This is a genomic window from Pararhizobium sp. LjRoot238 (genome assembly GCF_964252955.1).
Taxonomy (GTDB): domain Bacteria; phylum Pseudomonadota; class Alphaproteobacteria; order Rhizobiales; family Rhizobiaceae; genus Pararhizobium.
This window is the reverse complement of record NZ_CAXUPP020000004.1, coordinates 206,229-229,971: the sequence shown is the minus strand read 5'-3', so window position 1 is coordinate 229,971 and position 23,743 is coordinate 206,229. Positions and strand designations below refer to the sequence as shown.

The 23,743-nt window shown below is 61.0% G+C and carries 17 protein-coding genes and 2 pseudogenes; 12 read left to right on the top strand and 7 right to left on the bottom strand.

The window, feature by feature from the left end; all coding sequences use genetic code 11:
• The first annotated feature begins 83 nt into the window (after positions 1-83).
• A complete protein-coding gene (locus tag ACSQ3F_RS27385) occupies positions 84-740 on the top strand; it encodes a DUF3313 domain-containing protein (RefSeq protein ID WP_436103319.1) in 657 nt (218 codons plus the stop codon).
• Between the two features lie 573 nt (positions 741-1,313).
• On the opposite strand, the gene ACSQ3F_RS27380 is transcribed toward ACSQ3F_RS27385, so the two are convergent.
• On the bottom strand, positions 1,314-2,375 hold the full coding sequence (locus ACSQ3F_RS27380) for a LacI family DNA-binding transcriptional regulator (protein ID WP_436103318.1): 1,062 nt from the start codon (positions 2,373-2,375) through the stop codon (positions 1,314-1,316).
• 244 nt (positions 2,376-2,619) lie between these two features.
• Here ACSQ3F_RS27380 and ACSQ3F_RS27375 point away from each other — a divergent pair, with 244 nt between their 5' ends.
• The 6 genes from ACSQ3F_RS27375 to ACSQ3F_RS27350 all read left to right on the top strand — a co-directional run bounded on the left by ACSQ3F_RS27375 (position 2,620) and on the right by ACSQ3F_RS27350 (position 8,261).
• Positions 2,620-3,597: an autoinducer 2 ABC transporter substrate-binding protein gene (locus ACSQ3F_RS27375; protein ID WP_436103317.1), complete on the top strand. Its 978-nt coding sequence runs from the start codon at positions 2,620-2,622 to the stop codon at positions 3,595-3,597.
• A gap of 99 nt (positions 3,598-3,696) precedes the next feature.
• Positions 3,697-5,211: a sugar ABC transporter ATP-binding protein gene (locus ACSQ3F_RS27370; RefSeq protein ID WP_436103316.1), complete on the top strand. Its 1,515-nt coding sequence runs from the start codon at positions 3,697-3,699 to the stop codon at positions 5,209-5,211.
• Positions 5,204-6,205, top strand: coding sequence for an ABC transporter permease (locus tag ACSQ3F_RS27365; RefSeq protein WP_436103315.1), 1,002 nt, complete (start codon positions 5,204-5,206; stop codon positions 6,203-6,205). The genes ACSQ3F_RS27370 and ACSQ3F_RS27365 overlap by 8 nt, the downstream gene beginning before the upstream one ends.
• Positions 6,202-7,197 (top strand): ABC transporter permease, encoded by a 996-nt coding sequence (locus ACSQ3F_RS27360; protein ID WP_436103314.1) that lies wholly within the window; start codon positions 6,202-6,204, stop codon positions 7,195-7,197. Before ACSQ3F_RS27365 ends, ACSQ3F_RS27360 begins: the two co-directional genes overlap by 4 nt.
• Before the next feature lie 4 nt (positions 7,198-7,201).
• A complete protein-coding gene (locus tag ACSQ3F_RS27355; RefSeq protein ID WP_436103313.1) occupies positions 7,202-8,050 on the top strand; it encodes a sugar phosphate isomerase/epimerase family protein in 849 nt (282 codons plus the stop codon).
• Positions 8,051-8,099: 49 nt separating this feature from the next.
• The gene (locus ACSQ3F_RS27350) at positions 8,100-8,261 is read left to right on the top strand and encodes a hypothetical protein (RefSeq protein ID WP_436103312.1); all 162 of its coding nucleotides are present in this window, start codon (positions 8,100-8,102) and stop codon (positions 8,259-8,261) included.
• A 150-nt stretch (positions 8,262-8,411) separates the two neighbouring features.
• On the opposite strand, the gene ACSQ3F_RS27345 is transcribed toward ACSQ3F_RS27350, so the two are convergent.
• Complete coding sequence (locus ACSQ3F_RS27345) at positions 8,412-9,281, bottom strand: helix-turn-helix domain-containing protein (protein ID WP_436103311.1); 870 nt, start codon at positions 9,279-9,281, stop codon at positions 8,412-8,414.
• 381 nt (positions 9,282-9,662) lie between these two features.
• Here ACSQ3F_RS27345 and ACSQ3F_RS27340 point away from each other — a divergent pair, with 381 nt between their 5' ends.
• The 5 genes and pseudogenes from ACSQ3F_RS27340 (at position 9,663) to ACSQ3F_RS27320 (ending at position 15,790) form a co-directional block, all read left to right on the top strand.
• Positions 9,663-11,666, top strand: a complete 2,004-nt coding sequence (locus ACSQ3F_RS27340; protein WP_436103310.1) for an aldo/keto reductase — start codon at positions 9,663-9,665, stop codon at positions 11,664-11,666.
• Between the two features lie 367 nt (positions 11,667-12,033).
• The gene (locus ACSQ3F_RS27335; RefSeq protein WP_436103309.1) at positions 12,034-12,309 is read left to right on the top strand and encodes a type II toxin-antitoxin system ParD family antitoxin; all 276 of its coding nucleotides are present in this window, start codon (positions 12,034-12,036) and stop codon (positions 12,307-12,309) included.
• Positions 12,306-12,635, top strand: a complete 330-nt coding sequence (locus ACSQ3F_RS27330) for a type II toxin-antitoxin system RelE/ParE family toxin (RefSeq protein ID WP_436103308.1) — start codon at positions 12,306-12,308, stop codon at positions 12,633-12,635. The genes ACSQ3F_RS27335 and ACSQ3F_RS27330 overlap by 4 nt, the downstream gene beginning before the upstream one ends.
• A 462-nt stretch (positions 12,636-13,097) precedes the next feature.
• Positions 13,098-13,709 (top strand): annotated as a pseudogene (tnpC, locus tag ACSQ3F_RS27325) (IS66 family transposase); the annotation flags it as partial.
• 197 nt (positions 13,710-13,906) lie between these two features.
• Positions 13,907-15,790, top strand: coding sequence for an adenylate/guanylate cyclase domain-containing protein (locus ACSQ3F_RS27320; protein WP_436103307.1), 1,884 nt, complete (start codon positions 13,907-13,909; stop codon positions 15,788-15,790).
• Between the two features lie 4 nt (positions 15,791-15,794).
• Here the strand turns inward: ACSQ3F_RS27320 and ACSQ3F_RS27315 are convergent, their stop codons facing one another.
• The 5 genes and pseudogenes from ACSQ3F_RS27315 to ACSQ3F_RS27295 form a co-directional block, all read right to left on the bottom strand.
• Complete coding sequence (locus tag ACSQ3F_RS27315) at positions 15,795-16,247, bottom strand: YHS domain-containing (seleno)protein (protein WP_436103306.1); 453 nt, start codon at positions 16,245-16,247, stop codon at positions 15,795-15,797.
• A gap of 472 nt (positions 16,248-16,719) precedes the next feature.
• Positions 16,720-17,421 (bottom strand): annotated as a pseudogene (locus ACSQ3F_RS27310) (DUF692 domain-containing protein).
• Positions 17,422-17,707: 286 nt separating this feature from the next.
• Positions 17,708-19,522, bottom strand: a complete 1,815-nt coding sequence (gene atzF / locus ACSQ3F_RS27305; protein WP_436103305.1) for an allophanate hydrolase — start codon at positions 19,520-19,522, stop codon at positions 17,708-17,710.
• Between the two features lies 1 nt (position 19,523).
• Positions 19,524-23,063, bottom strand: a complete 3,540-nt coding sequence (gene uca, locus ACSQ3F_RS27300; protein ID WP_436103304.1) for an urea carboxylase — start codon at positions 23,061-23,063, stop codon at positions 19,524-19,526.
• A gap of 5 nt (positions 23,064-23,068) precedes the next feature.
• Complete coding sequence (locus ACSQ3F_RS27295; RefSeq protein ID WP_436103303.1) at positions 23,069-23,731, bottom strand: urea amidolyase associated protein UAAP2; 663 nt, start codon at positions 23,729-23,731, stop codon at positions 23,069-23,071.
• Between the last annotated feature and the right edge of the window lie 12 nt (positions 23,732-23,743).

Here is a 23,743-nt window from a genome sequence, read left to right as displayed (position 1 = left end):
AACACCGCAACGTTCCGATCGCATACAACGGTCTCCATCAAAACATGCCGTCCGGCAGATTTCTCCTTGGAGCCAAAGAACTCATGAAATTCCTTCCAATCAGTGTTGCACTGATCGCTGCCTGCGCGATGCTTGCTGCCTGCTCGACACCGAGCCCCACCGTCTACTCCGGTCTCGCCTCGGCATCGCAGTTGCAACCGAATACCCAAGACAGGACTGGGCGGGTGCCCTACCGCTACCAGGGCGATGCCGATTGGCGGCAGTACAGCAAGATCATCGTCGATCCTGTCACCGTCTACAACGGCACTGACAATCAGTTCGGCAAGGTTCCAGAAAAGGATAAGGTCTTCCTGGCAAGCTATATGCAGACGCAATTCACCGAAAAGCTGAAGACGCGGTTTGCGGTCGTGAACGCTCCGACGCCAGGCACGCTCAGGCTACATCTGACGCTGACGGGAGCGAAAACCACCACCGCCGTTCTGGGGCCGGCCACGCGACTCGACATGGCGGGCGGCGTCTATAACACCGTCCAGGCCATTCGCGGGCGGGAAGGCTCCATGACAGGATCCGTCAACTATGCCGTGGAAATCTACGATGCCACCAGCAACCGGCTCCTGTCTGCATTCGTCACCAAGCAATACCCGAATGCCTTGAACATCGGCTCAACCTTCACCGCTTTGGATGCCTCCAACGTCGGCATCCGCAAGGGGGCTGACGATCTGGTTGCGCAGTTCAAGTAGAACGGCCCGGAGCGTGGCTGCACAACCATATGGGGAGCAGCGCCCGCATTGGAGCGGCCGACATGCCCTGCAATGGAGCATCCGAACGCACTCAGGCAACAACCGCCCCAGAACAAGGCGAGGGGGCACTTCTAAAGCACGCCTGGTAGCAGCCGCCAGTCAATTCCAATCGATTTTCTCCCAACGCCATCTCCATCCGGAGCAGAAACTGCACACACTCACGCATGCCCTTTTTACCCATCCGGGCTTCTGTCGGGCGACGGATGGTGGCGAAGCATTCCGGCAGGTTCCAAGCTTTCAGCGGCGAGGTCCAATCCCAGCGCATTGGTCTTTCGCTCGATGAACGCTCACATGAGGACTTCCATCTTCCCAAGGCGATGCATCTTTCCGGCGGTGGCGGGGCCGACGCGGTGAGGCCGTTTTCCGCCTTGATCCGGGCGGGATCTCCTCGGCGATCTCGGCCGCGAGCTCTTTCTTACGGCCATGAAGCGGCGTCCAGTCTCAATCGCGGGGATGCCGGTTCGCTCGGTTTCGATCCGGCCGGCGCGCGTGTCCTCTGCGCACAGCTGATGCCTAGGCGTCGATGTCCCGGATCGAATCGAGCGGCCCGCTCAGCGCCGTCCGGGGATGAACCAGCTCTGGCTGGATCAGATGGATTTTGACGGCGGGACGGCTTTCTTCGATGAGTTCGAAGGCCTTGGCGAGCATGCTCTCGGTATCCTGTCGGATCATGATGACCGGGAAGGGTAGGAACGAGCCGAAGGGGTCGTAGTCATAACAGCCGACGACGATGTCCGCGAAGGTCTCGTGGGGGTGCTTCGCCATGAAGCGGAGCAGGCCCTCGAAGTTGATCGACGAGTTGATGAACAGGCCACGCGGCAGCTTCCCCTCGCGCTCGTAGAAGGCTTCGAAAGCCTTTTGCGTCATGTTCGGCGAGTAGCCCGTCGGCTGGATGCAGGCATCCGTGTCCATGCCGAGCAACGTCGACTTTGTATCGCGAAAGCCTCTTATGCGTTCCCTGCTGGCATGGTCGTTGCGCCCACCAAACAGGTATAGCTCCTCCGGCTTCAGGGGATCGGCCGGGCCGAAACGTTGGATGATCGCTTCGGTGAGCATCCGGGCGCCCTGGTAGTTGTCGCTGATGACCGATGGCGCCTTCGTCCCCGGCAGGTCAATATTGATGTGCCGGATGCCGGCGGCCTCGCACAGCGTATGAACACTGTCCGGATCGGTCGCACCGGCAATGAACAATTCATCGATCGAGTAGGAGATCAGCGTTTCGACCGTGGCAAGTTCCTCGCGTGGATCGCGCGAGGCGCTGACGACGACCGGACATTTGCCGTGGCTGCGCACCTGCGCTTCGAAGGTCTGCGCCATCGACGAGAAGTAGCGGTTGTCATGCACAGGTAGAAGCAGGCCGACGAGACCGGAGCGGGAATTACGCAAGCCGCGCGCCTGCAGGTTGGCAGTATATTGATGCTGCTCGGCCAGGTTTTGGATGAGTTCGGCAGTGCTTTCCTTGATGCGTCGCTTGCGCCAGGTGCCGTTCAGGACAGCGCTGACTGTCGAGGCGGAGCAGCCGGACAGGATCGAAAGATCATAGATCGTCGCCTTCTTTTTGCCCTGCTGCTTCATGCCGTCCTCCACTCGTTTTCTTAGTGCCAATTTCCTCTTGACGAAAGTTTAAATCCAAAACATATTATTTGCACCATCGATTGTGCAAAAAAGAAATATCGATTGTGCACATCGCGGCCCGCTTGAGGAGGCGGCGAATTGGAGGATGCGATTTCCCGCGTCGATTTGAACTGAACTGACAGGGATCGCCAGCCGGGCGGCCCGGGGAGTTTCCTGTGCGGAAACGTTTGGAGGAGGAAGAAGCATGAAAAAATTTATGATTGCAGCGCTTGCTGCGTCGCTGTCGCTTGGTGTTTCGTTTGCGGCGCTGGCTGCCGACAAAGTCGGCGTCGTCGTCAAGATCGGGGGCATTCCGTGGTTCAACGCTATGGAAGCCGGCATCAAGGAGCAAGGGGGCAAGCTCGGGCTCGATGCCTTCATGATTGGCCCGACCAGCGCCGATCCGGCGCTGCAGGTGCGCGCCATCGAGGACCTGATCGCGCAGGGCGTCAAGGTTATCGGCGTCGTACCGAACGATGCCAAGGTGCTAGAACCAGTTCTGGCCAAGGCAAAGGAAGCCGGCATATTCGTCATCACCCATGAATCGCCAGGCCAGAAGGGCGCTGACTGGAATTTCGAGCTGGCCTCGTCGACCGGTTTCGGCGAAGCCCATGGCAAGCTTCTGGCAGAGAAAATGGGCGGCAAGGGCGAATATGCCGTGTTCGTCGGCTCGCTCACCGTTCCGCTGCACAATGCCTGGGCCGATGCGGCGATCGCCTACATCAAGGCGAACTATCCCGACATGAAACTGGTCGGCGAACGCTATGGTGTCGCTGAAGACGTCGACAAGAGCCGTTCGACCGCGCTCGATCTCATCTCGGCGCATCCGGACCTCAAGGGTTTCCTGGCCTTCGGCAGCCAGGGTCCGATCGGCGCCGGCCGTGCCGTCGAGGAGCGCCGCAAGACCGGCGAGATTTTCGTGCTCGGTCCTTTCTCGCCCGGTCAGGGCCAGAAACTGATCAAGTCCGACGCGATTTCCGGCGGCTTCATGTGGAATCCGAAACAGGCCGGTGAAGTCTTCGTCACGATGGCCGATCGCCTGATCAAGGGTGAGAGCGTCAAGGATGGCGACGATATTCCCGGTCTCGGCGTCATCAAGCCGGTCGGTAACGACATCATTGTCGATCAATTGCTGCCGATCAACAAGGACACCGTGGACGAGCTTGCAGGCATGGGCCTGTAACCTTCTCCGGAATGGGTTCTCCCGGGCTGCTGGGCTGGCTTCGGCCGGCTCGGCGGTGCCTGAAACTTTCACAGATGAGCATTTTTACAGGTTGATACAATGATCGGACGTGCAAGCGTGGAGAGCGGCCAAAAGCCGCTTCTGTCCCTGCGCAACATCAATATGACCTTCGGCGGCGTCAGGGCGCTGAAGAACGTCAGCTTCGACGTGCTGCCGGGCGAAGTGCATTGCCTGGCGGGGGAAAACGGTTCCGGCAAGAGCACGCTGATCAAGATCATCACCGGCGTTTACCGGCCGCAAGACGGCGCGGTCATCGAGTATGACGGGCAGACCTATTCGCATATGTCGCCTGTGACCGCTCAAGCTGCCGGCATCCAGGTCATCTGGCAGGACCTTGCCTTGTTTCCGGAAATGACCGTTGCCGAGAACATTGCCTTTCAGACCGTTCTTGGCCGTTGGCCGCGCTTCGTCAATTTCAGCAGCGTGCGCGAGACGGCGGAAAAGGCGCTGGCGCGGCTTGGTGTCACGCTCGATGTCGACCGGCCGCTAAAGGATTATCCGATCGCCCAGCGCCAGATCGTGGCGATCGCGCGTGCGCTCATCGGTGAAGCCAAGCTGGTGTTCATGGATGAGCCGACCGCATCGCTGACGCAATCGGAAACCGACCATCTGCTCGATATCGTCCGGACACTGTCTGCATCCGGCGTCGCGGTCGTGTTCGTCAGCCACCGGCTCGCCGAGGTACTGGAGATATCGAGCCGGCTTACGGTCCTGCGCGACGGTGCGCTTGTCGGTGTCTACCCGACTGTTGGCATGACCCAATCGCGCATCACCGAGCTGATGACCGGCAAGACCTTCGACCACACCATTCGCGCCCGCGATGTCAGCGATAATCCTGTTGTTCTGGAGGTGGAGGGGCTGTCCCGCCGGGGCCAGTTCGAGGACATCTCTTTCACCGTGCGGCGCGGCGAAACGCTCGGTATCACCGGACTGCTTGGGGCAGGGCGCACCGAACTTGCGCTGTCGCTGTTCGGTATGCTGAAACCGCGATCGGGCACCGTCAAACTCGAAGGCAAGCCGGTCCATTTCTTCTCCAACAGGGACGCTATCGCCGCGGGCATCGCCTATCTGTCAGAGGACCGGCTGTCGCTCGGTCTTATCCAGCAGCAGTCGATCGCCGACAATCTGGTGATCGCATCTCTCGACCGGATCATGGCCGGCGGGCTGTTGTCAGATAACAGCAAGCGGGATCTGGTCGCACGGTGGATCGCCGATCTCGGCGTCAAGATCGGACTGCAAAGCGATGCGATTTCGACGCTGTCCGGCGGCAACCAGCAGCGCGTCGCCATCGCCAAATGGCTGGCGACCGATCCGAAGTTACTCATTCTCGATGCACCGACCGTCGGCGTCGACGTCGGTGCCCGTGCCGGCATTTTCGACATCGTCGCGAAGCTCGCCGAAAGCGGCCTTGCGATCATTCTGATTTCCGACGAGGTGCCGGAGGTCTATTTCAATGCGGACCGCGTGTTGCACATGGCACAGGGGCGCATCGTCAACCAGTTCACGCCACCGGACTGCGCGCTCCAGGATATCGAGGCTTCCGTCTATGCGTAAGGTTGTTCAATCCCACGCGACGGAATTTGCGCTGCTCGTGGTCATCGTGATCATCAGCTTGTTCCTGTCCGTCATCACCGATCGCTTCTTTTCTCTCGGAAACGCGTTCGATCTGCTGAACACAAGCTCCGTCAATATCATTTTCGCCGTCGGTCTGCTGGTAGTGCTGATCGCTGGTGGCATCGACATCTCGTTCGCCGTCGCGGCATCCGTCGTTCAATACGTTACGGCCATCCTGCTTGGATGGATGGGTGGCGGCGGGTGGATCAGCGGCCTGTTGATCGCAGGCGCGCTCGGTATTCTGCTCGGGGCCGTCAACGCCTTCCTGATTCACAAATTCCGGATCATCTCGATCGTGGCGACCATCGCCACGTTCAATATCTATTTCGGGCTGCTGATGTTCTTCACGCGTGGCGTCTCGATCTACAACCTGCCGGACTGGCTGACGACGCGCGTCATCCTGTTCGAACATGAACTGGCCGATGGCAGCTGGATCGAGATCACGCTGCCGGTGCTGGTCATGCTGATCTGCGTGGTGGCCACATGGGCGTTTATCACCCGCACGACGACCGGACGGCAGCTCTATGCCTTTGGCGACAATCCGGAAGGGGCGCGACGCTTCGGTATCAATATCGGCGCGATGCAGTTCATCGCCTTCGGCTGGCTTGGCCTGATGGCAGGGATCGGCGGTCTGATCCAGGCGCATTATGCCCAGGAGGTGGTTCCAAATGCGCTTTATGGCCGCGAACTGGATGTGCTCGCAGCCGTGGTGCTCGGCGGGGCGCGGCTCGGCGGCGGCAAAGGATCTGTGCTCGGCTGCGTGCTCGGCGTGCTGCTGATCTCGATCACCCAGAATGGCCTCAATCTCGCGGGCGTCTCGCCCTATGCCTTCAAGATGATCGTCGGCGCCATCATTCTGGTTGCCATCACGCTCTCGAACACCAGCATCGAAAAGCTGTTGCCGTTCATGCGCCAGGACGGAGACCGCAAATGACCGCAATCGTCAATCGCACCAGGGCTTTCCTCGGGCCGGAAATGGCTGGGCCGGGATTTACGCTGCTTGCCGTTCTCGTCGTCTTCAGCCTGGTCTCACCGCAATTCCTCAGCCGAGCCACCTTCGGTTCGGTTGCCTTCCAGTTGCCGGAACTGGGCCTTCTGACGCTTGCCATGTTGCTGCCGGTGCTGACCGGCGGACTGAACCTTGCCATCACCTTCACCGCCAATATCGCCGGCCTGACGCTGGCCTGGGTGCTGCAACAGTATGGCGGCGCAGATGCGGGACCGGTCGCCTTCTTTCTCGGCTCTCTGCTCGGCATCGGCGTCGGGGCGCTCAGCGGCGTGGTGATGGGACTGGTGATCGCCTATACACGCGCTCATCCGATCCTGGTGTCGCTGTCGATGATGATCTTCCTGCGCGGGCTCGGCGAATTCCTGACGCGCGGCGGCGATGTCTCGGGTTTTCCAGCTTTCCTCCAACCGCTCGGCCACGGCAGCATCCTCGGGTTTCCGGTGCCGCTGCTGGTCTTCATCGGCTGCGTGGCGATCTGGCATCTGCTTCTGACGCGGATGAAGCTCGGTTTCAACACCTACATGATCGGCTCGAACATCGAGGCAGCGCGCTATTCCGGCGTCAATACGCGCAAGGTTCTGGTGCTGGTCTACACGTTGTCGGGCGCGATGTGCGCGGTTGCCGGCATCATCATGCTCGCCCGTTTCAATTCGGTGCGCGTCGGCCATGGCGAATCCTATCTGCTGATCACCGTGCTTGCCTGCTTTCTCGGCGGCGTCAATCCGTTCGGCGGCTTTGGCCGGGTCATTCCGGTCTTCGTCGCGCTCGTTGTCCTGCAGCTTCTGGCATCCGGCCTCAACCTGATGGGCGCAAACCAGCATCTGGCCACGGCCGTCTGGGGCATTCTGCTCATTGCCGTGATGATCCTGCGCTTCGCGGCCGGGCATCTCAAATTTCTCAAACGGAAAAAAGGATAGAGCCATGGAAGGTTTTGGTGTTCATACCAGCATGTGGACCATGAACTGGGACCGCGCAGGGGCGGAGAAGGCAATTGCCGCCGCGGTCAAATACGAGATGGACTTCATCGAGATCGCGCTCCTGAATGCGCCGGCGGTGGATGCGGACCATAGCCGCAAGCTTCTCGAGAAACACAAGCTGCGCTCGGTCTGCTCGCTTGGGCTGCCTGAGCATGCATGGGCCTCGGTGCATCCGGAAAAAGCTGTCGAGTACCTGAAGGTCGCCATCGACAAGACGGCAGACATGGGGGCGGAAGCCTTGTCCGGCGTCATCTTCGGCGGTATCGGCGAGCGCACCGGCGTTCCGCCCACCGAAAAGGAATATGACAACATCGCCCGCGCCCTGCAGGCGGCGGCGAAACATGCAAAGACACGGGGCATCCAACTGGGTGTCGAGGCGGTCAATCGCTACGAGAACCATCTGATCAACACGGCCCAGCAGGCGGTGGATATGATCGAGCGCGTTGGTGCCGACAATGTCTTCGTCCACCTCGACACTTATCACATGAATATCGAGGAGAAGGGGGCTGCTAACGGCATTCTCGATGCGCGCGACCACATCAAGTATATCCACCTCTCCGAAAGCGATCGCGGAACGCCAGGTTACGGCAACGTGCCCTGGGACGAAATCTACACGGCACTCGCTGCCATCGGCTTCAAGGGTGGGCTGGCGATGGAGAGCTTCATCAACATGCCGCCGCAGGTGGCCTATGGCCTGGCTGTTTGGCGCCCGGTGGCTAAGGATGAGGCGGAAGTGATGGGTAACGGCCTGCCATTCCTGCGCAACAAGGCGCGGCAGTACGGCTTGATCTGAAAACCAGGGCTGTTTCCAGCCGCACATGCAGCAAGTTGTGGAAACGAAAATGACGAAAGGGCGGACGATCGATCGGATGGAAGACAGGCAATCGGCGACTGGTGCGGTTCTCGATGTCGGCAAGACCAAGCTGCTGTGCTTCGATCTGATGATAGACGTGGTCTGTTCAGGAACGGCCAGGCGATGCCGAGCATGCTCGTCCAGAGCGTAGGGGACGCAAACCGGAACAGGTCCAGGACCACACCTAAATCCATTGGGATCGACGCGTCGAGGTAGGGGGAAGGCCAACGCCCTGGAAAACGGTCGATTGCCGGACAGGAGAGGCGAGATGCAGGCAAGGCAAACTGACGCTTGGTGACGCTCACCTGGCCGCGGCGCGAACGTCGCGGCGGAAATCCGAAGGCGGCATGCCGGCAATCTGCCGGAAAGCCTTGTTGAAGGCACTCACCGAACCGAAGCCGCTATCCAGCGCCACCTGCAGAATGCTGTCGTTGCAATTCATCAGCATGGCTTGCGCCCGCGAAAGACGCAGCAGGGTCAGGTACTTGATCAGCGTCATACCTGTCGACTTGCGAAACAGGTTCATGGCGTATTTCGGATGCAATCCGGCTGCTGCGGCGATATCGACTGCATCGATTTCCTCGAGAAAATTGGCAGCGATGAAATCGCACATGCGTTCGACGCCGAGCGAAGACGAGGCCGAGGCGGTCTCGGCCTTGTATTCCTTGCCGGTCGAAACGATCGTGAAAGGCTCCATGAACATTCGTTCGACGCGCAGCAGCAGCTCTTCCACAGCGTGCTGGGCCTTCATCTCGTCTCCGGAATTAGCCCAGCTACGCCAGCGCGGAAAGTTCCGGTCGTCGGCACAATCCGTCTCGGATGTCAGCATCGTCGCGCCGCCCATGAGCATTGCCGAGATTGCCGGCGGCAGCCGCATGCGGAAGAAATGCACCAGCGGCAGATGAGCGCCGGCATAGATGGAATCGTCGGAGGATTCGTCCATCCTGTGCGGCTGCCCGCCCCAGAACAGACATATCTGTCCGGCGCCGAGCCTGAGATCATGGCCGGCCATGCGATAATGCACCGAGCCTCGCATCACATAGTTTATTTCGATTTGCGCATGCCAATGCGCGCGCAGCATAATCGGAGGATGGGCGTGGAAGAAATGCAGCCGGGTTGGCATGCCCTCGATGCTGCTGGCACCCGGCTGGTCGATCGCTCGTTCGACCATCTTACTTTCCGCCAAATCTACATTCCCTTTGTACGAGACAGATTTTCGCCCGGTGATAATGTGCCCATGTTCGCTGAAGGACTACAATTGAAAAAGGGAGGTTTTCAATGTGCATCAAGTATTTCGGGGCACCTCTAGATCTCTAGGGCGATCCCACCAACCAGTTCCTCTGACCGAGGCGACGCCGACCTTTCCGCCCGCGTGGCTGTCGCGGAGCACCTCTATGTCTATGCCACCGTTTCCGGCGAACCGCTGATCATCGGGAGGCCGGAATCGCGCCCCGTCGGGCTCTCCGACAGACGCTGCTTCCCGTCCGATGCTCAAGGCAGGCGGCTGCGCTGATCAATCCACTCTCCCTGGACTGACCAAAAAGGATATTCCATGAGCTCAGAACAACCGATCCGTTGGGGTATCATCGGCCCTGGCACCATCGCGCGGACATTCGCAGCAGGGATTGCCCATTCCGCGACGGGCCGCCTAGTGGCCATCGCCACCCGCAATCCGGACAAGCCCGGCCTCGGCGAGGGCTTTCCGGGAGCGCGCATCGTGAAGGGTTACGACACGCTTGTCGCCGATCCGGTGATCGACGCGGTTTACATCGCCACGCCGCACCCCAGCCATGCCGAATGGGCGATCAAGGCGGTGCGCGCCGGCAAGCATGTGCTGGTCGAAAAGCCGATGGCGCTTTCAGCGTTCGATGCACAATCGATCTTCCACGAAGCGACAAAGGCCGGCGTCTTCGCCGGCGAAGCCTATATGTACCGGCTCCATCCGCAGACGGCCCGTCTCGTCGACCTGGTGCGGGACGGGACGATCGGCGAAGTACGGATTATCCGCTCGAGTTTCGGCTTCGACATGGGCGGTTATCGCCCTGAGCACCGTCTCTTTGCCAATGATCTCGCCGGCGGCGGCATTCTCGATGTCGGCGGCTACCCGGTCTCAATGGTGTGCATGCTCGCCGGTGCTGCCGAGAACAAGCCTTTCCTCGAACCGCTGACGGTGTCTGGCGCTGCCCGTCTGGGGCCGTCCGGCGTCGACGAGTGGGCGTCGGCGGTCCTCAAGTTCCCCAATGACATCGTCGCGGAGGTGTCCTGCTCGATCATGGCACAGCAGGACAACGTGCTGCGCATCATCGGTTCGAAAGGCCGCATCGAGGTGAAGGACTTCTGGTACGCCTCCGGCAAGCAGGGCGGGGTAGGGCGCATCGAAGTCATTACGAGCGATGGACAGCAGGCAATCGAGGTCGAGGAGACGCGCTATCTCTACTCGTTCGAGGTCGACGCGGTCGGCGAGGCGATCCGTGCCGGCCGCACCGAGTTCACCTTCCCCGGCATGAGCGCCGAAGATACGCGCGCCAATCTGCGCGTTCTCGACCGCTGGCGCGCATCCGTCGGTCTCGAGTATGGGATCGAGACGGCCGCCAGGCGGACCGCCAACATCGCGGGCGCGGCAGTCGTCGCCGGGAAGAGCGTGCCCAAGCGGCAGATCCCCGGCGTGGCCAAGCCGGCCTCCACGGTTGCGCTGGGCTTCGAGTTCTTCCCGAGTTTCGCCTCCGCCTCACTGACGCTTGATGCCTTCTACGAGGCGGGCGGAAACCTGTTCGATACCGCATTCGTCTACGGTGCTGGCAAGACCGAGAGCATTTTCGGCGACTGGTTTACGAGCCGCAAGGTCAACCGCGAGGACATCGTCCTGATCGGCAAGGGCGCCCATTCGCCGCTCTGCTATCCGGACGTGATCGCCAGACAATTGGATCAGTCGTTAGAGCGGCTAAAGACGGATTATGTTGATGTCTATTTCATGCATCGCGACAATCTGGACGTCCCGGTCGGCGAATTCGTCGATGCCATGGACGCCGAAGTCCGGCGCGGGCGGATCCGGGGTATTTTCGGTGGGTCCAACTGGACGCGCGAGCGTATGGACGAGGCCACCGTCTATGCCAAGAAAAACGGCAAGGCGGCCCCGGCGGCTCTTTCCAACAACTTCTCGTTGGCGCAGATGCTCGATCCCATCTGGCCCGGCTGCGTCGCGGCGTCCGACGACGGCTGGAAAGTCTGGCTGAAGAACCGGCAGATTCCCAACTTCGCCTGGTCGAGCCAAGGGAGGGGCTTTTTCACCGACCGGGCAGGGCGCGACAAGCATGACGACGAGGAAATCGTCCGGGTCTGGTATTCCGGCCGCAATTTCGAACGCCGCGACCGCGCAATCGAACTCGCCAAGAAGCACGGCTGCAGCCCGATCCACATCGCCCTCGCCTATGTCATCGCTCAACCGTTCCCGATCATCCCGCTCATCGGTCCGCGGACCGTGGCGGAACTGGAAGACAGCCTCTCGGCGATTCAGATCACGCTTGCTCCGGACGAGGTGCGTTGGCTGGAAGGCTGATCGATTGGGCTGCGCTTTTGCGCGTCCTTCGATTGCTGCCCGCTGCACTTCATAGCTATCTACGCGTTTCAACCACTTCTGCTGGCAAAGGATGATTGAATCACACGGGAGGAATTTGCGGCAGTCATCAAGAACGAGGGCGGGAAAATTGCGCCGGAAGAAGTGTTTGCCGCTTTCGAGCAAATGGTCGGTTCGCTGCCGCCGCAGGAGCCTGCGACAGTTCCTGCAGCTCTCCGGCGGCGGCCTGATCTTCGAACCGCCAGTTGTCTGTTTCAACGAGGAGGGTAGAGACCTAAGGCTCAGGCGCATGAGCGACCATCGGGCACGTGCCGCGTCGGACTCGTAGCGAGGGAGAAAGCGGACGTTCTTGCCAATTTTTGCCAAAATTGCTATGGTCTTTCGCATGAGCACGATGAACATTTCCCTACCTGACCATCTTAAGAGCTTCATCGATGAGCAAGTCGCTGGGCGAGGCTATGGGACGAGCAGCGAGTATATCCGGGAACTGATACGTCGAGATCAGGACCGTCTCGATTTGCGTAGGCTGTTGCTTGACGGAGCCTCGTCCGCGCAGAGTAAACCGGTCGACGCGGACTATTTCGCCAGTCTGCGCGATCGAGTACACGCTCGGCACAGCAAGTGAATAATAGGACGATAATCCCCCGGGAGCTGGCTCGCAGCGATGTCGAGGCAGCGGTCGACTATTATGTACGCGAAGCTGGAGCCGAGGTCGCTCTGGGCTTTATCGACGCTCTTCAAGCAGCTTACGATCTGATCGCTAGCCATCCGGAGTCCGGATCGTTGCGATATGCATACGAGTTGGGATTGCCTGACCTGCGGAGTATTTCGCTGAAGCAATACCCCTATCTCGTTTTCTATCGTGACCACACCGGTTATGTCGACGTATGGCGCGTGCTTCATGCCAAACTGGACATCCCGCATTTGATGCAGGAACCAGATAATCACTGACCCCTCGAAACATTTGCGTCGTTGTGGGCTCCTTGTCTGAGCGGGCCGTCGATTCGAATCCGTTTGCAAGCATGGTTGAGAGGCCTGCTTACGGCGCGCCCGAGCGACCGTACACCAAACAGATCTGCGGTGTCGCAGATCACCGGACCAGTCCCGCTTTGCGGAGGCCAAGGATAAACTTCTCTGCATCCGAGGGCTCCCTGAACGGCAAGCGACCGATATGCTCGACCGGGGAGTACCTCGGATTGATCTCCCTGAGCTCGCGCCAAACCTCGCAGGCCTCATACAATTTGCCGAGATGACCCAACGCCGACGAAAGGAAGGCGCGCGATAAATCCGTGGTCGGATTGACCGCGATCCTATCCCTGAACAGAGCCGCAGCGGTCTCGTAGTCACCGGCCACGAAATGGGCAGTGCCTAGGAAGTGCATATACTGCTGCTGGAATGCCGGATCCAGGCGCATCGCTGGAGGGGGCAACCCATCTTGGATGTATGGCCCATTCCAGGCGGCGCTTTGTTGATGCCCTCAAGGCGAGAAAGAAAGGTGGCGGACCGCCGGAGCAGGCGCTCCGGTTCTTCGAGCAGCTCTATCGGGTTGAAAGGCAAGCGCGGAACGAAAAACCGGACAAGGGTGAAACGCAGGCCGACTGCATTCGCCGCTTTCGCCAGCAACACAGCATACCCGTCCTCAACGCCCTCAAGGAATGGCTCGACGAAATCGCCCCGAAGGTCTTGCCTGACAGCAAGCTCGGCGATGCCATCTCCTACACCCTGAACCAGTGGGATTATCTGACGCGCTACACCGAAGATGGCAGGATGCCGATCGACAATAACCTTCTGGAGCGCGACATAAGAATTTTTGCAACCGGCAGAAAGAGTTGGTTGTTCAGCGACACAGTCGAAGGAGCCAAGGCTAGCGCCGTCATCTATAGCCTGATGTTGACCTGCCGCGCCTGTGGCGTCGAACCATTAGCGTGGTTGCGCCACGTCCTCACAGAGTTGCCTCAACGCGCTGTCGACGCAGATATTGACGACCTGATGCCCTTCAACTTCTCCAAAACCACAGCAACCTGACCCCGCAACGCCTTCCTCTGAAAGCGAACGGTCATCGCAAGAGACGTCAACGTGCGTGGAAAAGAGCGCTTACGAGTGAAGCTACATCTTGGACGCTGCGCTGGAGCATGCGGCTAACCCGGAGGTGGGTGAGTGGAGATTCAACTCGGATGGAAAATGCTGTAGAATGGTAACCGGATTTAGCCGGGGGGTCCGATGTGCTTACCGCCACGGCAGAGCGTCGCCTTGCCGCCATCGTCGCTGCCGATGTCGCCGGCTATTCACGTCTGATGGGCGAGAACGAGGTAGAGACGCTCGCCGCCCTCAAAGTCCTCCGCAAGGACCTGATCGACCCGCTTGTCGCCGGACACAAGGGGCACATCGTCAAGACGACGGGCGACGGGCTGCTGCTTGAGTTTCCCTCGGTCGTCGAGGCTGTTGCCTGCGCGGTAGACGTGCAGCGGGGAATGCTTGAGAGCAATCGCCGTGTCCTCGCGGACCGGCGCATCGATTTCCGCATGGGCATCAATATCGGCGACGTGATCTTCGAGGACGGGGACGTCTTCGGCGACGGCGTCAATGTGGCGGCACGCCTGGAACAGATCGCTCCGCCCGGCGGCATTTGCCTGTCGGAGGATGTCTATCGGCAGGTACGGAACAAACTCGATGTTGCCGTATACGATGTCGGCCAGCAGCGGCTTAAGAACATCGCCAACCCCGTCCGGGTTTACCGGATCGATCTGACACCGCAGGCAAAGGCGAGGAGGCGGTTTGCCGAGCATGCAGATTGGAGGGCGCGGCCGCTTGGGCTGGCGCTGGCAGGCGCTGCCATGCTGAGTGCGATCGTCACGGCGGCAGTGTGGTTCGGTCTCGGCCGGATTCCTGCGCCCCAACAGCAGGCGGAGCGTTCCGCCCTGGAAGCTGCCACCCTTTTTCCTATCATCGCCGTGCTGCCATTCGCAAACCAGACCGGCGATGAGGCGCAAAGCTATTTTGCCGACGGGGTTACAGAGGAGGTTATCAATGCCCTCGGCCGTTTCAAGAGCCTGCGGGTGATCGGTCCCAATGCAGTGCTACGCTACAGGAACCAGCTGGCGGCGCGGGTGGAGATTTCTTCCGAGCTGGGCGCAAGCTATCTCGTAGATGGCAGTGTCAGGCGCTCTGCCGACCGCGTGCGGATTTCCGCCCAGCTGAGCGAGGCGAAATCCGGCACGGTCATGTGGAGCGACCGCTATGATGGAGAGCTGTCGGACATCTTCGCGTTTCAGGACCGCATCGCACGCGATATTGCCGGTACGCTCGCAGCCAACATCACTCAGCTGGAGGGCCGGCGCCGCCTCGACGAGGGGAGGCCGGATCAGACCGCCTTCGATCTCGTGCTGCGCGCCCGTGCGATCGGGCATGGCTCTTCGCGGGCCGCCAACCGACAGGTTCGGGAGTTGATGACCAAGGCAGTCGAATTAGATCCGAACTATGCCACCAGCCATGCTCTTCTCGCCGAAGCCATATATTCGCAAGTGGTTCAGGGCTGGACGGAGTTCCCCGACCGCGAGCTTGCCCGTGCAGAGGACCTCGCGCGCCGGGCCATCGCGCTAGGTCCCGATGAGCCTGACGGGCACCGCATCCTTGGCCGCATCCTGCTGATCCGAGCCGAATACGAGCCGGCGCGCAACGCGCTGCAGCGGGCGATTGACCTCAATCCGAGTGACGCCAATGCCTTGGCCGTCTGGGGAGCCCTCCAATCCTTTATTGGGGACCTTCCACGCGCGATCGAGTCGCTTGAACTGGCCTTGAAATATGATCCGCTGCTCCAGCCGAACGCTCATTTCGATCTTGCCATCAGCTACTACCTCGCGCGCCGGCACGAAGACGCCCTGCGCGTCGTCGAACGCGGCATCTCACGGTTTCCGAATTTCGTGATGTTCAACGTGCCTGCTGCAGCGGCGGCTGCACAGCTCGGGCGCCAGGAGCAGGCGGCCTTCTACGTCACCGAAATACGGCGACGACTGCCGCAGCTCAATGTTGATCTTCTTGGTTCACGCTTCAGAGATCCGGCCCATCCGGCGTATATGAGAGAAGGACTCAGGCGTGCTGGCTTATGAGGCGCTATTGCCGTGGCCACTCGGGGAGCCCTGACACTCGCGGATAGTTCGCGTCCGCGTTGCTCACGAAAGCCGCTGGATCGGCAGCAAACTTCGCTGGACCGGCCGGCGCTCCAAACAGGTACAAGCGACCTTCGTGAATCAACCAAATGTTCGGATCGGCAACCAGCCTATAGCCTTTCGACAGTGCCGCTGTGCACCAGTTCTGGTACTGCGGGGCATAGCGGTCGGGATCGGCCTTGAAGAGCTCGAGGTGCTTCGCCGAGGCGAATTGATAGACGGCGCCGTCCCACTCATATTCATACCGCGGGTCGCCGAGCGTCGGCTTGGCGTCGGTGAAATAGGCCACGGGATCGTAGCCCTTGATCGCGAGGCGATCATCCAACCCATTGGCCGTCCCAAGACCGAACGATAATCCGGCAACGAGCCCAACCAGCAAAAGGCTGCGTCTGTCCATGGATGATCTCCGCATGCAGAGCACTAACCAAAAAGAGAACGTACCGCGTTGCCGCCGCGATAGAAAGGCAATTCCCTGTGATCGTGGGAGGATAGCTCAGCGAGGAGATTCTGTCCGGCGCGCCCACTCAGCGATCGGGCATTAGCAGGGGTGGTCCCAAGCTTCAAGCGACGTGTTTTCGCCAGGAAGCGGACTGTCTAGTGGAGGAGCACTGTGTCTGCTTTTGGGGTCGAGACGCGACGCTACCGATCCGTCATTGATGGTCCGGTTCTGGACCCGAGGACGAAGCCGCTCGCGCGGCAATGGCGCCTGTGGTGGGCGTCGTGCACCGAGCCAAACGCCGCGCATTTGAGAACGGGCAGTCCTGCTCGGGTCGGCAACGAGCGCGGGTGTTGCGTGAGCGGGATCGAGCAGCCCAGGCACGAAGCCTGCCGGATAGTCGAGGCCGTTGGCAGCTTCGATATGATAGTCCCTAGGCGCGTGCATGGATCCGCTCCAGTCGCTGAGCCGCGTGCCGATCGAGGATCGACTGCGCCGCCTTGCTTCGGCCTTCAATACCGGCCAATCGGGAATGGCGCTGTCCCATTCGATAAGCGTCGGAATAGGGCCACGCCGGCTGATCACGATGTCAAAGAGTTTCCAGACCGCATCGGCGACCGGCCCGTCGTGACTGTCGATCAACAGCCGATCGCCCTCGTCGTCCTCCTGCTCCGTATGCCCCGCCAGATGAATCTCGCCGGCATGTTCGAGCGGGTAGTCGGAAAGATATTCGAGAGGGGAAAAGCCGTGGTTGGTCGCCGAGACAAAGACGTTGTTGACGTCGAGCAGCAGCCCGCAGCCGGTACGTTTCACAATTTCCCGGATGAACGCTGTCTCGCTCATCGTCGACTCCGTGAACAGCACGTAAGTTGAAGGATTCTCCAACAGAAGCGGCCGGCGGATCACCTCCTGAACCTCATCGATATGTTCGGCGACGCGCCGCCTCGCGGATGCGCGTGAGCGCGACATGCGGCGGGCCGCCAGCACCCATGTAATTTTCCGCATGAATTTCGAAGAAGCCGCCAGCCGACCCTTCGTCCGCGAGGATGGACGGCAGATGCTGGTGCTTGAAGCTGGTACCAGCCCGGCCGTCGATCGAATGCGCCGGAAAGCGGAGAACTCCCGACGGGTCAATATCCGCGTGTCTATGTCCGCGACCCCGAGACCCGACAGTTTCGGCCCGCCGTCTTTCGTTGTTTACCGGTATTTCAGAAGGCGCCTAGAATCACGGCGGCGACGCTTCTCGAAAGCTTCGGGCTTAAACCATCGTTCGGGGCTTACGACGTAGCCCCCGCTCATGTTTACCGCTTGGTATCGAATTTCGAGACTGAGCGCCGATAGCGAATGTGCGAGCGATCAGCCCTTCCCGGAATAAACGAGCCAGATTTCTGAGCAATCTCGTCATCATTTTGCTTCCTTCGTTACACGGTCGAATGTGGGTTTTTCGTGCGGACATATTCCCGCCATCCGCCCAACGCGGTGACCTCCTCAGCACCCGCAACAGCGTGGGCTTCGCAGAGGAAACCGGAGATTCTGCTGCCGTCTTCGAGGACCACTTTTCCAATGCCGAGCGGTCCTGGAATCTTCTGGACGAAGTTGCCGAAGGCGGCAGGCGGCAGCGCCCAGACTTCGACCTCAAGGCCGTTTCCGGCGAAGCCTGGTTCGCGGAGGAGGCCGGGTTTGGGCGGTAGCGTGTCCGGTAGCACGAAAAGGCGGTAGTCTCCGGCTGTCCGGCAGGTTTTCAGGCGATATCCGCCGGGTCCCGTCAGTTCATGGTTGAGTGGCATGCCGGTCAGGTGTGCACCGACAACGACGATCGGAACAAAGCCATCGTCATGCGTTGCGACACGACTTTCATCAGGAATGCCGCCTGTGCAGTCGATGCCCATGCCGGATACAGCAGACCGGTGCAGTGAATCGGCAAGGGACGCCAGCGCGTCGTCTGTGAAGGCTGGACCAACCAGTGTCACGCCCCCGGGCAGACCGTTGCTGCCGAAGCCGGCCGGGACGGCGATGGCTGCGCAATCGAGCAGGTTGACGAAATTAGTGTAGCGTCCAAGCCGCCCGTTGAGCGTGACCGGATCAGCCATCATCTCGACAACCGTGTAGGTGGTCGGCGCGGTCGGCAGGACCAGCACGTCGGCCTTTTTCCACTCCGCTTGTGTTTTGCGGCGCAATTCTTCCAGCCTATATCGGCCGTTGAACGCATCGACCGCGGTTTTGTCCTTTGCACCTTCGATAATTTTTAAAACCGTGGGGTCGAAATCCCCAGCATTGGTTGCCAGAAAATCCTCGACGGCAGCGAGACGCTCGGCCACCCACGGGCCTTCGTAAAGAAGAGCCGCGGCTTCCCGAAACGGCGCATAGTCGAAGGGAACGACTGTCGCGCCCAACGTTCTCGCCCGTTCTATAGCCTGATCGTAGAGCCGCTCGACGTCGGCATCACCGAAGAATTCGCGCTCCGCGCCGCAAAGGACCCCTACTCGCAGTCCGGATGTGGGCAGCGACGTCCACTTGGCTTCTCGCGAGAACGGGTCGGCGGCATCGAAACCCTCGGCGACCTTCCGGATCGCAATCCCGTCGCCAACCGTCGCGGCAAAGATTGTGATGCAATCCACACTCCTGCAGGCAGGTACGGTGCCGGTATTCGACAGCAGTCCCGGCGTTGGCTTGATGCCGACGAGATTGTTGAAGGCGGCCGGAACGCGGCCGGAGCCTGCCGTGTCGGTACCAAGCGCAAAAGTGGCGAGGCCGGATGCGACCGCGACCGCCGAACCGGAACTCGATCCACCAGAAATGTATTCGGGGTCAAAGACGGAGCGCGGTGCGCCATGGGGAGACCGCGTGCCGTTGAGGCCGGTTGCGAACTGGTCGAGGTTCGTCTTGCCGATGACGATCGCACCGGCGGCTTTGAGCCGTCCGACCGCCGTGGCATCCGCTGCCGGGTCGTAGGCATAGGCCGGGCAGGCGGCGGTGGTCGGCAGGCCGGCGGCATCAATATTGTCCTTAACCGCAAAGGGGATGCCCCACAGCGGCAGACTGTTCGGCTCGGGCGCACGGGCCATCAGGTCACGCGCGGCCGCGCGCAGATCCTCTGCGGATGTGGCGGTGATGAAGATCGCCGGGTCCTTGGAAGCAGCGCGACGGGCGATGACCGTTTCGACGAGATCGAGTGGCGTCAGGCCGGATTGATAGGCAGCCCGGAGGCTTGAGAGATCGAGGATTGTCGGCAGCATGTCAGCAGTTCTCCAAAACGACGATGATATCGCCGGCCTTGACGTTTCTTCCCGGCCCGGCGCGCAGATCGCGGACACGTCCGGCGGCATGGGCGGAGATGTTGATTTCCATTTTCATGGATTCGATGATGGCAACGGTCTCGCCGGCGGCGACGGTAGCGCCCGGCTCGACCAGCAGTTTCCAGATATTGCCGGGAACGCTGCTCGCGACGCCGAAGCAATCGGCCGGGATATCACCGTCGAGCATTTCGCCTATGCCGTCGTCGCTGACGAAGCTATCGAGACCGGCGTCCTTCCAGCGTTGCCGCTCGGCGTCGAAAGCCGCCTGCTGCGTCGCCTTGAAGCGGCCGATCGATTCGGCATTTGCCTGCAACTCCTTCTCGTAGGCCGCGTAGGAGAATTCCGTCTCCTCGATCCTGACCGGATAGCCGCCGTGCGGGAAGGCGGCGCGCGCCTCCGTCAGTTCCTGATGGCTAACCGGGAAGAAGCGGATCTGATCGAAGAAATTGAGCAGCCAGGGTTTGCCCTTGGCGAATGCGGGTGTCTGCCGCCAAGTGTTCCAGACCTGGATGGTGCGGCCGAACAGCTGGTAACCGCCCGGACCTTCCATGCCGTAGATGCACATATAGGCGCCACCGATACCGACGGCGTTTTCGGGTGTCCATGTACGGGCCGGATTGTACTTGGTGGTGACGAGGCGATGGCGTGGATCGATGGGGGTTGCGACCGGCGCTCCAAGATAGACGTCGCCGAGACCGAGCACCAGATAGCTGGCGTCGAACACGATGTCCTTCACGGCTTGCTCGTCGGCAAGCCCGTTGATGCGACGGATGAACTCGATGTTCGACGGGCACCACGGGGCGTTCGGGCGGACCAGCTCCTGATATTTGCGCATGGCGAGTTCGGCGTCCTGGTCGTTCCACGACAGCGGCAGGTGGACGATGCGGCTCGGGACGATGACTTCGTGCGCCGATGGGAGCGTCGTTTCGATATCCGCCAGCAATCCGAGCAGGCGCTTCCGCATCAATGTCGTGCCGTCGTAGTGGATCTGAAGCGAGCGGATGCCAGGCGTCAGGTCGATCAGACCGGGGAGACGGGCCTCGATGATCGCATTCATCAAGAGGTGCACGCGCAGACGTAGGGCGATATCGAGTGCCATCGGACCGTATTCGACGAGCAGATTATCGTCGCCCTGCCGGCGGTAGACGACGGAGACGGGGCCGTCATCGCGCGTTCCGACGATTGCCGAACCGGCATCCGTAACGGGTCGATGGACCGCTGGACCGGCAAGCGGATCGTCCGGGCGGGCGACCGGATGAAAGCGGATATGGTCGCCGGGCTTGAACTGACCCATTTTCCACTGTTCGTCACGGGCAATCACCGCCGGGCAGACGAAGCCGCCGAGGCTCGGACCGTCGGGACCAAGGATGATCGGCATGTCGCCGGTGAAGTCGATCGCTCCGACCGCGTAGGCATTGTCATGCAGGTTGGAAGGATGGAGCCCTGCCTCGCCGCCATCATGACGTGCCCATTTCGGCGCAGGGCCGATAAGGCGAACGCCAGTGCGGGCGCTGTTGAAATGTACCTCGTATGTGGTGGAAAACAGCGTATCGATGTCCTCCGGCTGAAAGAAATCCGGCGCGCCGTGTGGCCCGTAAACGACCCCGACCTGCCAGTCGCGGGTGAGCGCGGCTGGATCCGCAGCGGGTTCCGGCGGCCTGGGGGGAACCTGTCTTGCGAGGTGGAGCACATGACCGGTCTTCAACGGTCCGGTGGCATTTCCACCGAACTGTCCGAGGCCGAAGGTGGCGCGGGAGCCCAGGACGACGGGGGCCGCAAAACCACCCGCAACCGCGAGGTAGGCGCGTTGGCCGGGGCCATCGATGACGCCGATCGACAGCACTTGTCCCGCACGGATCTTCACCGCCGCATCATGCGGCAGTTTTTCGCCATCGCGGGTCATCGTCATATGCGCTCCGGCAAGCGCTACCACGGTGTCGGCGTAAAAGCGCAGCGTCGGGCCGGAAACGGTCAATTCCAGCGCCGCGGTCGTATCGTCATTGCCAACAAGGCGATTGGCACGGCGGAAGGATCGTTCGTCCATCGGTCCGCTCGGCGGCACGCCCACGTGCCAGAGGCCTAGCCGCCCCGGCAGTTCCTGGATACTGGACTGCGCACCGGACGACAGAACTTCGACGACATCCGGCACGAAGGAAAAATCATGCAGCGCCGTGGTCGCCACCTTACCGCTCGCAAGCAATTCGGAAGCCGCAATTTCCCGCAGATAGCCCAGATTCGTCTCGATGCCCGCGATCGAAGTTGCCGCAAGCGCCGTCTGCAGTTTTGCGATCGCCGCCGGCCGGTCCTCCGCCGTGACGATCAGCTTTGCCAGCATCGGGTCATAGAACGGCGTGACCTCGGTGCCGGTCTCGATCCAGCCATCGACACGAGCGTCAGCGGGGAATACGACCTCCGTCAAAAGGCCGGCGCTCGGGCGGAAATCAGCATGCGGCATCTCGGCATAGACGCGCACTTCCATCGCCGCGCCTCTCGGCCGCAAGGTTTCTGCGCCTGACAACACATCCTCGCCGGCCGCCTGGCGGATCATCCATTCGACGAGGTCGATGCCGAAGACGGCCTCTGTGACCGGATGCTCCACCTGAAGACGCGTATTGACCTCGAGGAAGTAGATCTCCTCGCGCGCCGGATCGTAGATGAACTCGACGGTGCCTGCCGACGCGTAGGATACCGAAGCACCCAGATCGACAGCCGCCTCGTGCAGCCGCGCCCGCGTGGCAGCCGAAAGGCCAGGCGCCGGCGTTTCCTCCACCACCTTCTGATTGCGCCGCTGCAACGAGCAATCCCGCTCGCCCAGCGCCACGACCTTGCCCCTGCCATCGCCGAAAATCTGCACCTCGACGTGGCGCGCGTCGGCCACGAACCGCTCGATATAGACGCGCGCATCGCCAAAGCTCGCGCGCGCCGTGCGCTGCACGCTCTCGAACGAGGCCTTGAGCGCCGCCGCGTCGGCGCAGAGCTGCATGCCGATACCGCCGCCGCCGGCCGTGCTTTTTAGCATTACCGGATATCCGATCGTTTCGGCGGCCGTAAGCGCTTCCGCGGCGCTGGAAAGCAGATCGGTGCCCGGCAGGAGCGGCACGCCGCTCGCCTTCGCCAGCTCGCGCGCCGTGTGCTTCAGCCCGAAGGCGGAAAGATGTTCCGGGCGGGGACCGATAAAGGCGATGCCTTTAGCGGCGAGCCGCTCGGCAAAGCCGATATTTTCGGACAGGAAACCGTAGCCGGGATGCACGGCTTCCGCGCCCGTGGCGTTGCAGGCGGCAATGACCGCGTCCACGTTGAGGTAGCTTTCGCGGGCAGGAGCGGGGCCAAGACGAACCGCTTCGTCGGCGAGAAGCACCGGCAGGGCGAAGCGATCGGCGTCGGAATAGACGGCAACCGATGCGATGCCCATCCTTTTCAGTGTCCGGATGACCCGGACGGCGATTTCGCCGCGATTGGCGATCAAGACTTTCCTGAACATGGCCGTCAGACCTCACAGTCCGCAGGCGCATCCCATATGAGCACGCGGATCGGTGTCGGATCGAAGCCGTTGCAGGGATTGTTGATTTGCGGGCAATTGGAGATGACGCAGAGCACATCCATCTCGGCCACCAGCTCAACATAGTCGCCCGCCGAAGAGATGCCGTCGACGATGGTCATCTCGCCGTTCGGCTTGATCGGCACGTTCATGAAGAAGTTGATGTTCGGCACGATGTCGTGCTTGCTCATTCCGTGTTTTGTTACTTCCAGGACGAAATTGTCGCGGCAGGCGTGGAGATATTTTGTGCCGTGGCCGAAGCGGACGGTGTTGCTTTCGCAGGAGCAGGCGCCGGCAGCGGTGTCGTGGCGGCCGCAGCTGTCAGCCGTCATCGTCAGCATGACATTGCCTTCATTGGATATGATTTTGGTGCCGGTGCCCACATAGGCGGCCCCCTGTTCGCGCATCGTGTCCTGATTGGAATAGCGCTCGGAAAAGTCGTCGGCGCGGTAGAACAGCGTATCGATCGCCTGCTGGCCGTAGCTGTCCTCGATCCGGATCGTCTGGCCTTTGCGCAAGATGCCCGACCATGGCGCTTCGGCCGGGATGAAGTGGTCCTCGGCGGCGTTTTCAAGTGAACGGGCTGACGAGGTCTGAATGAAATCGGTCATTGTTCAGTCCTC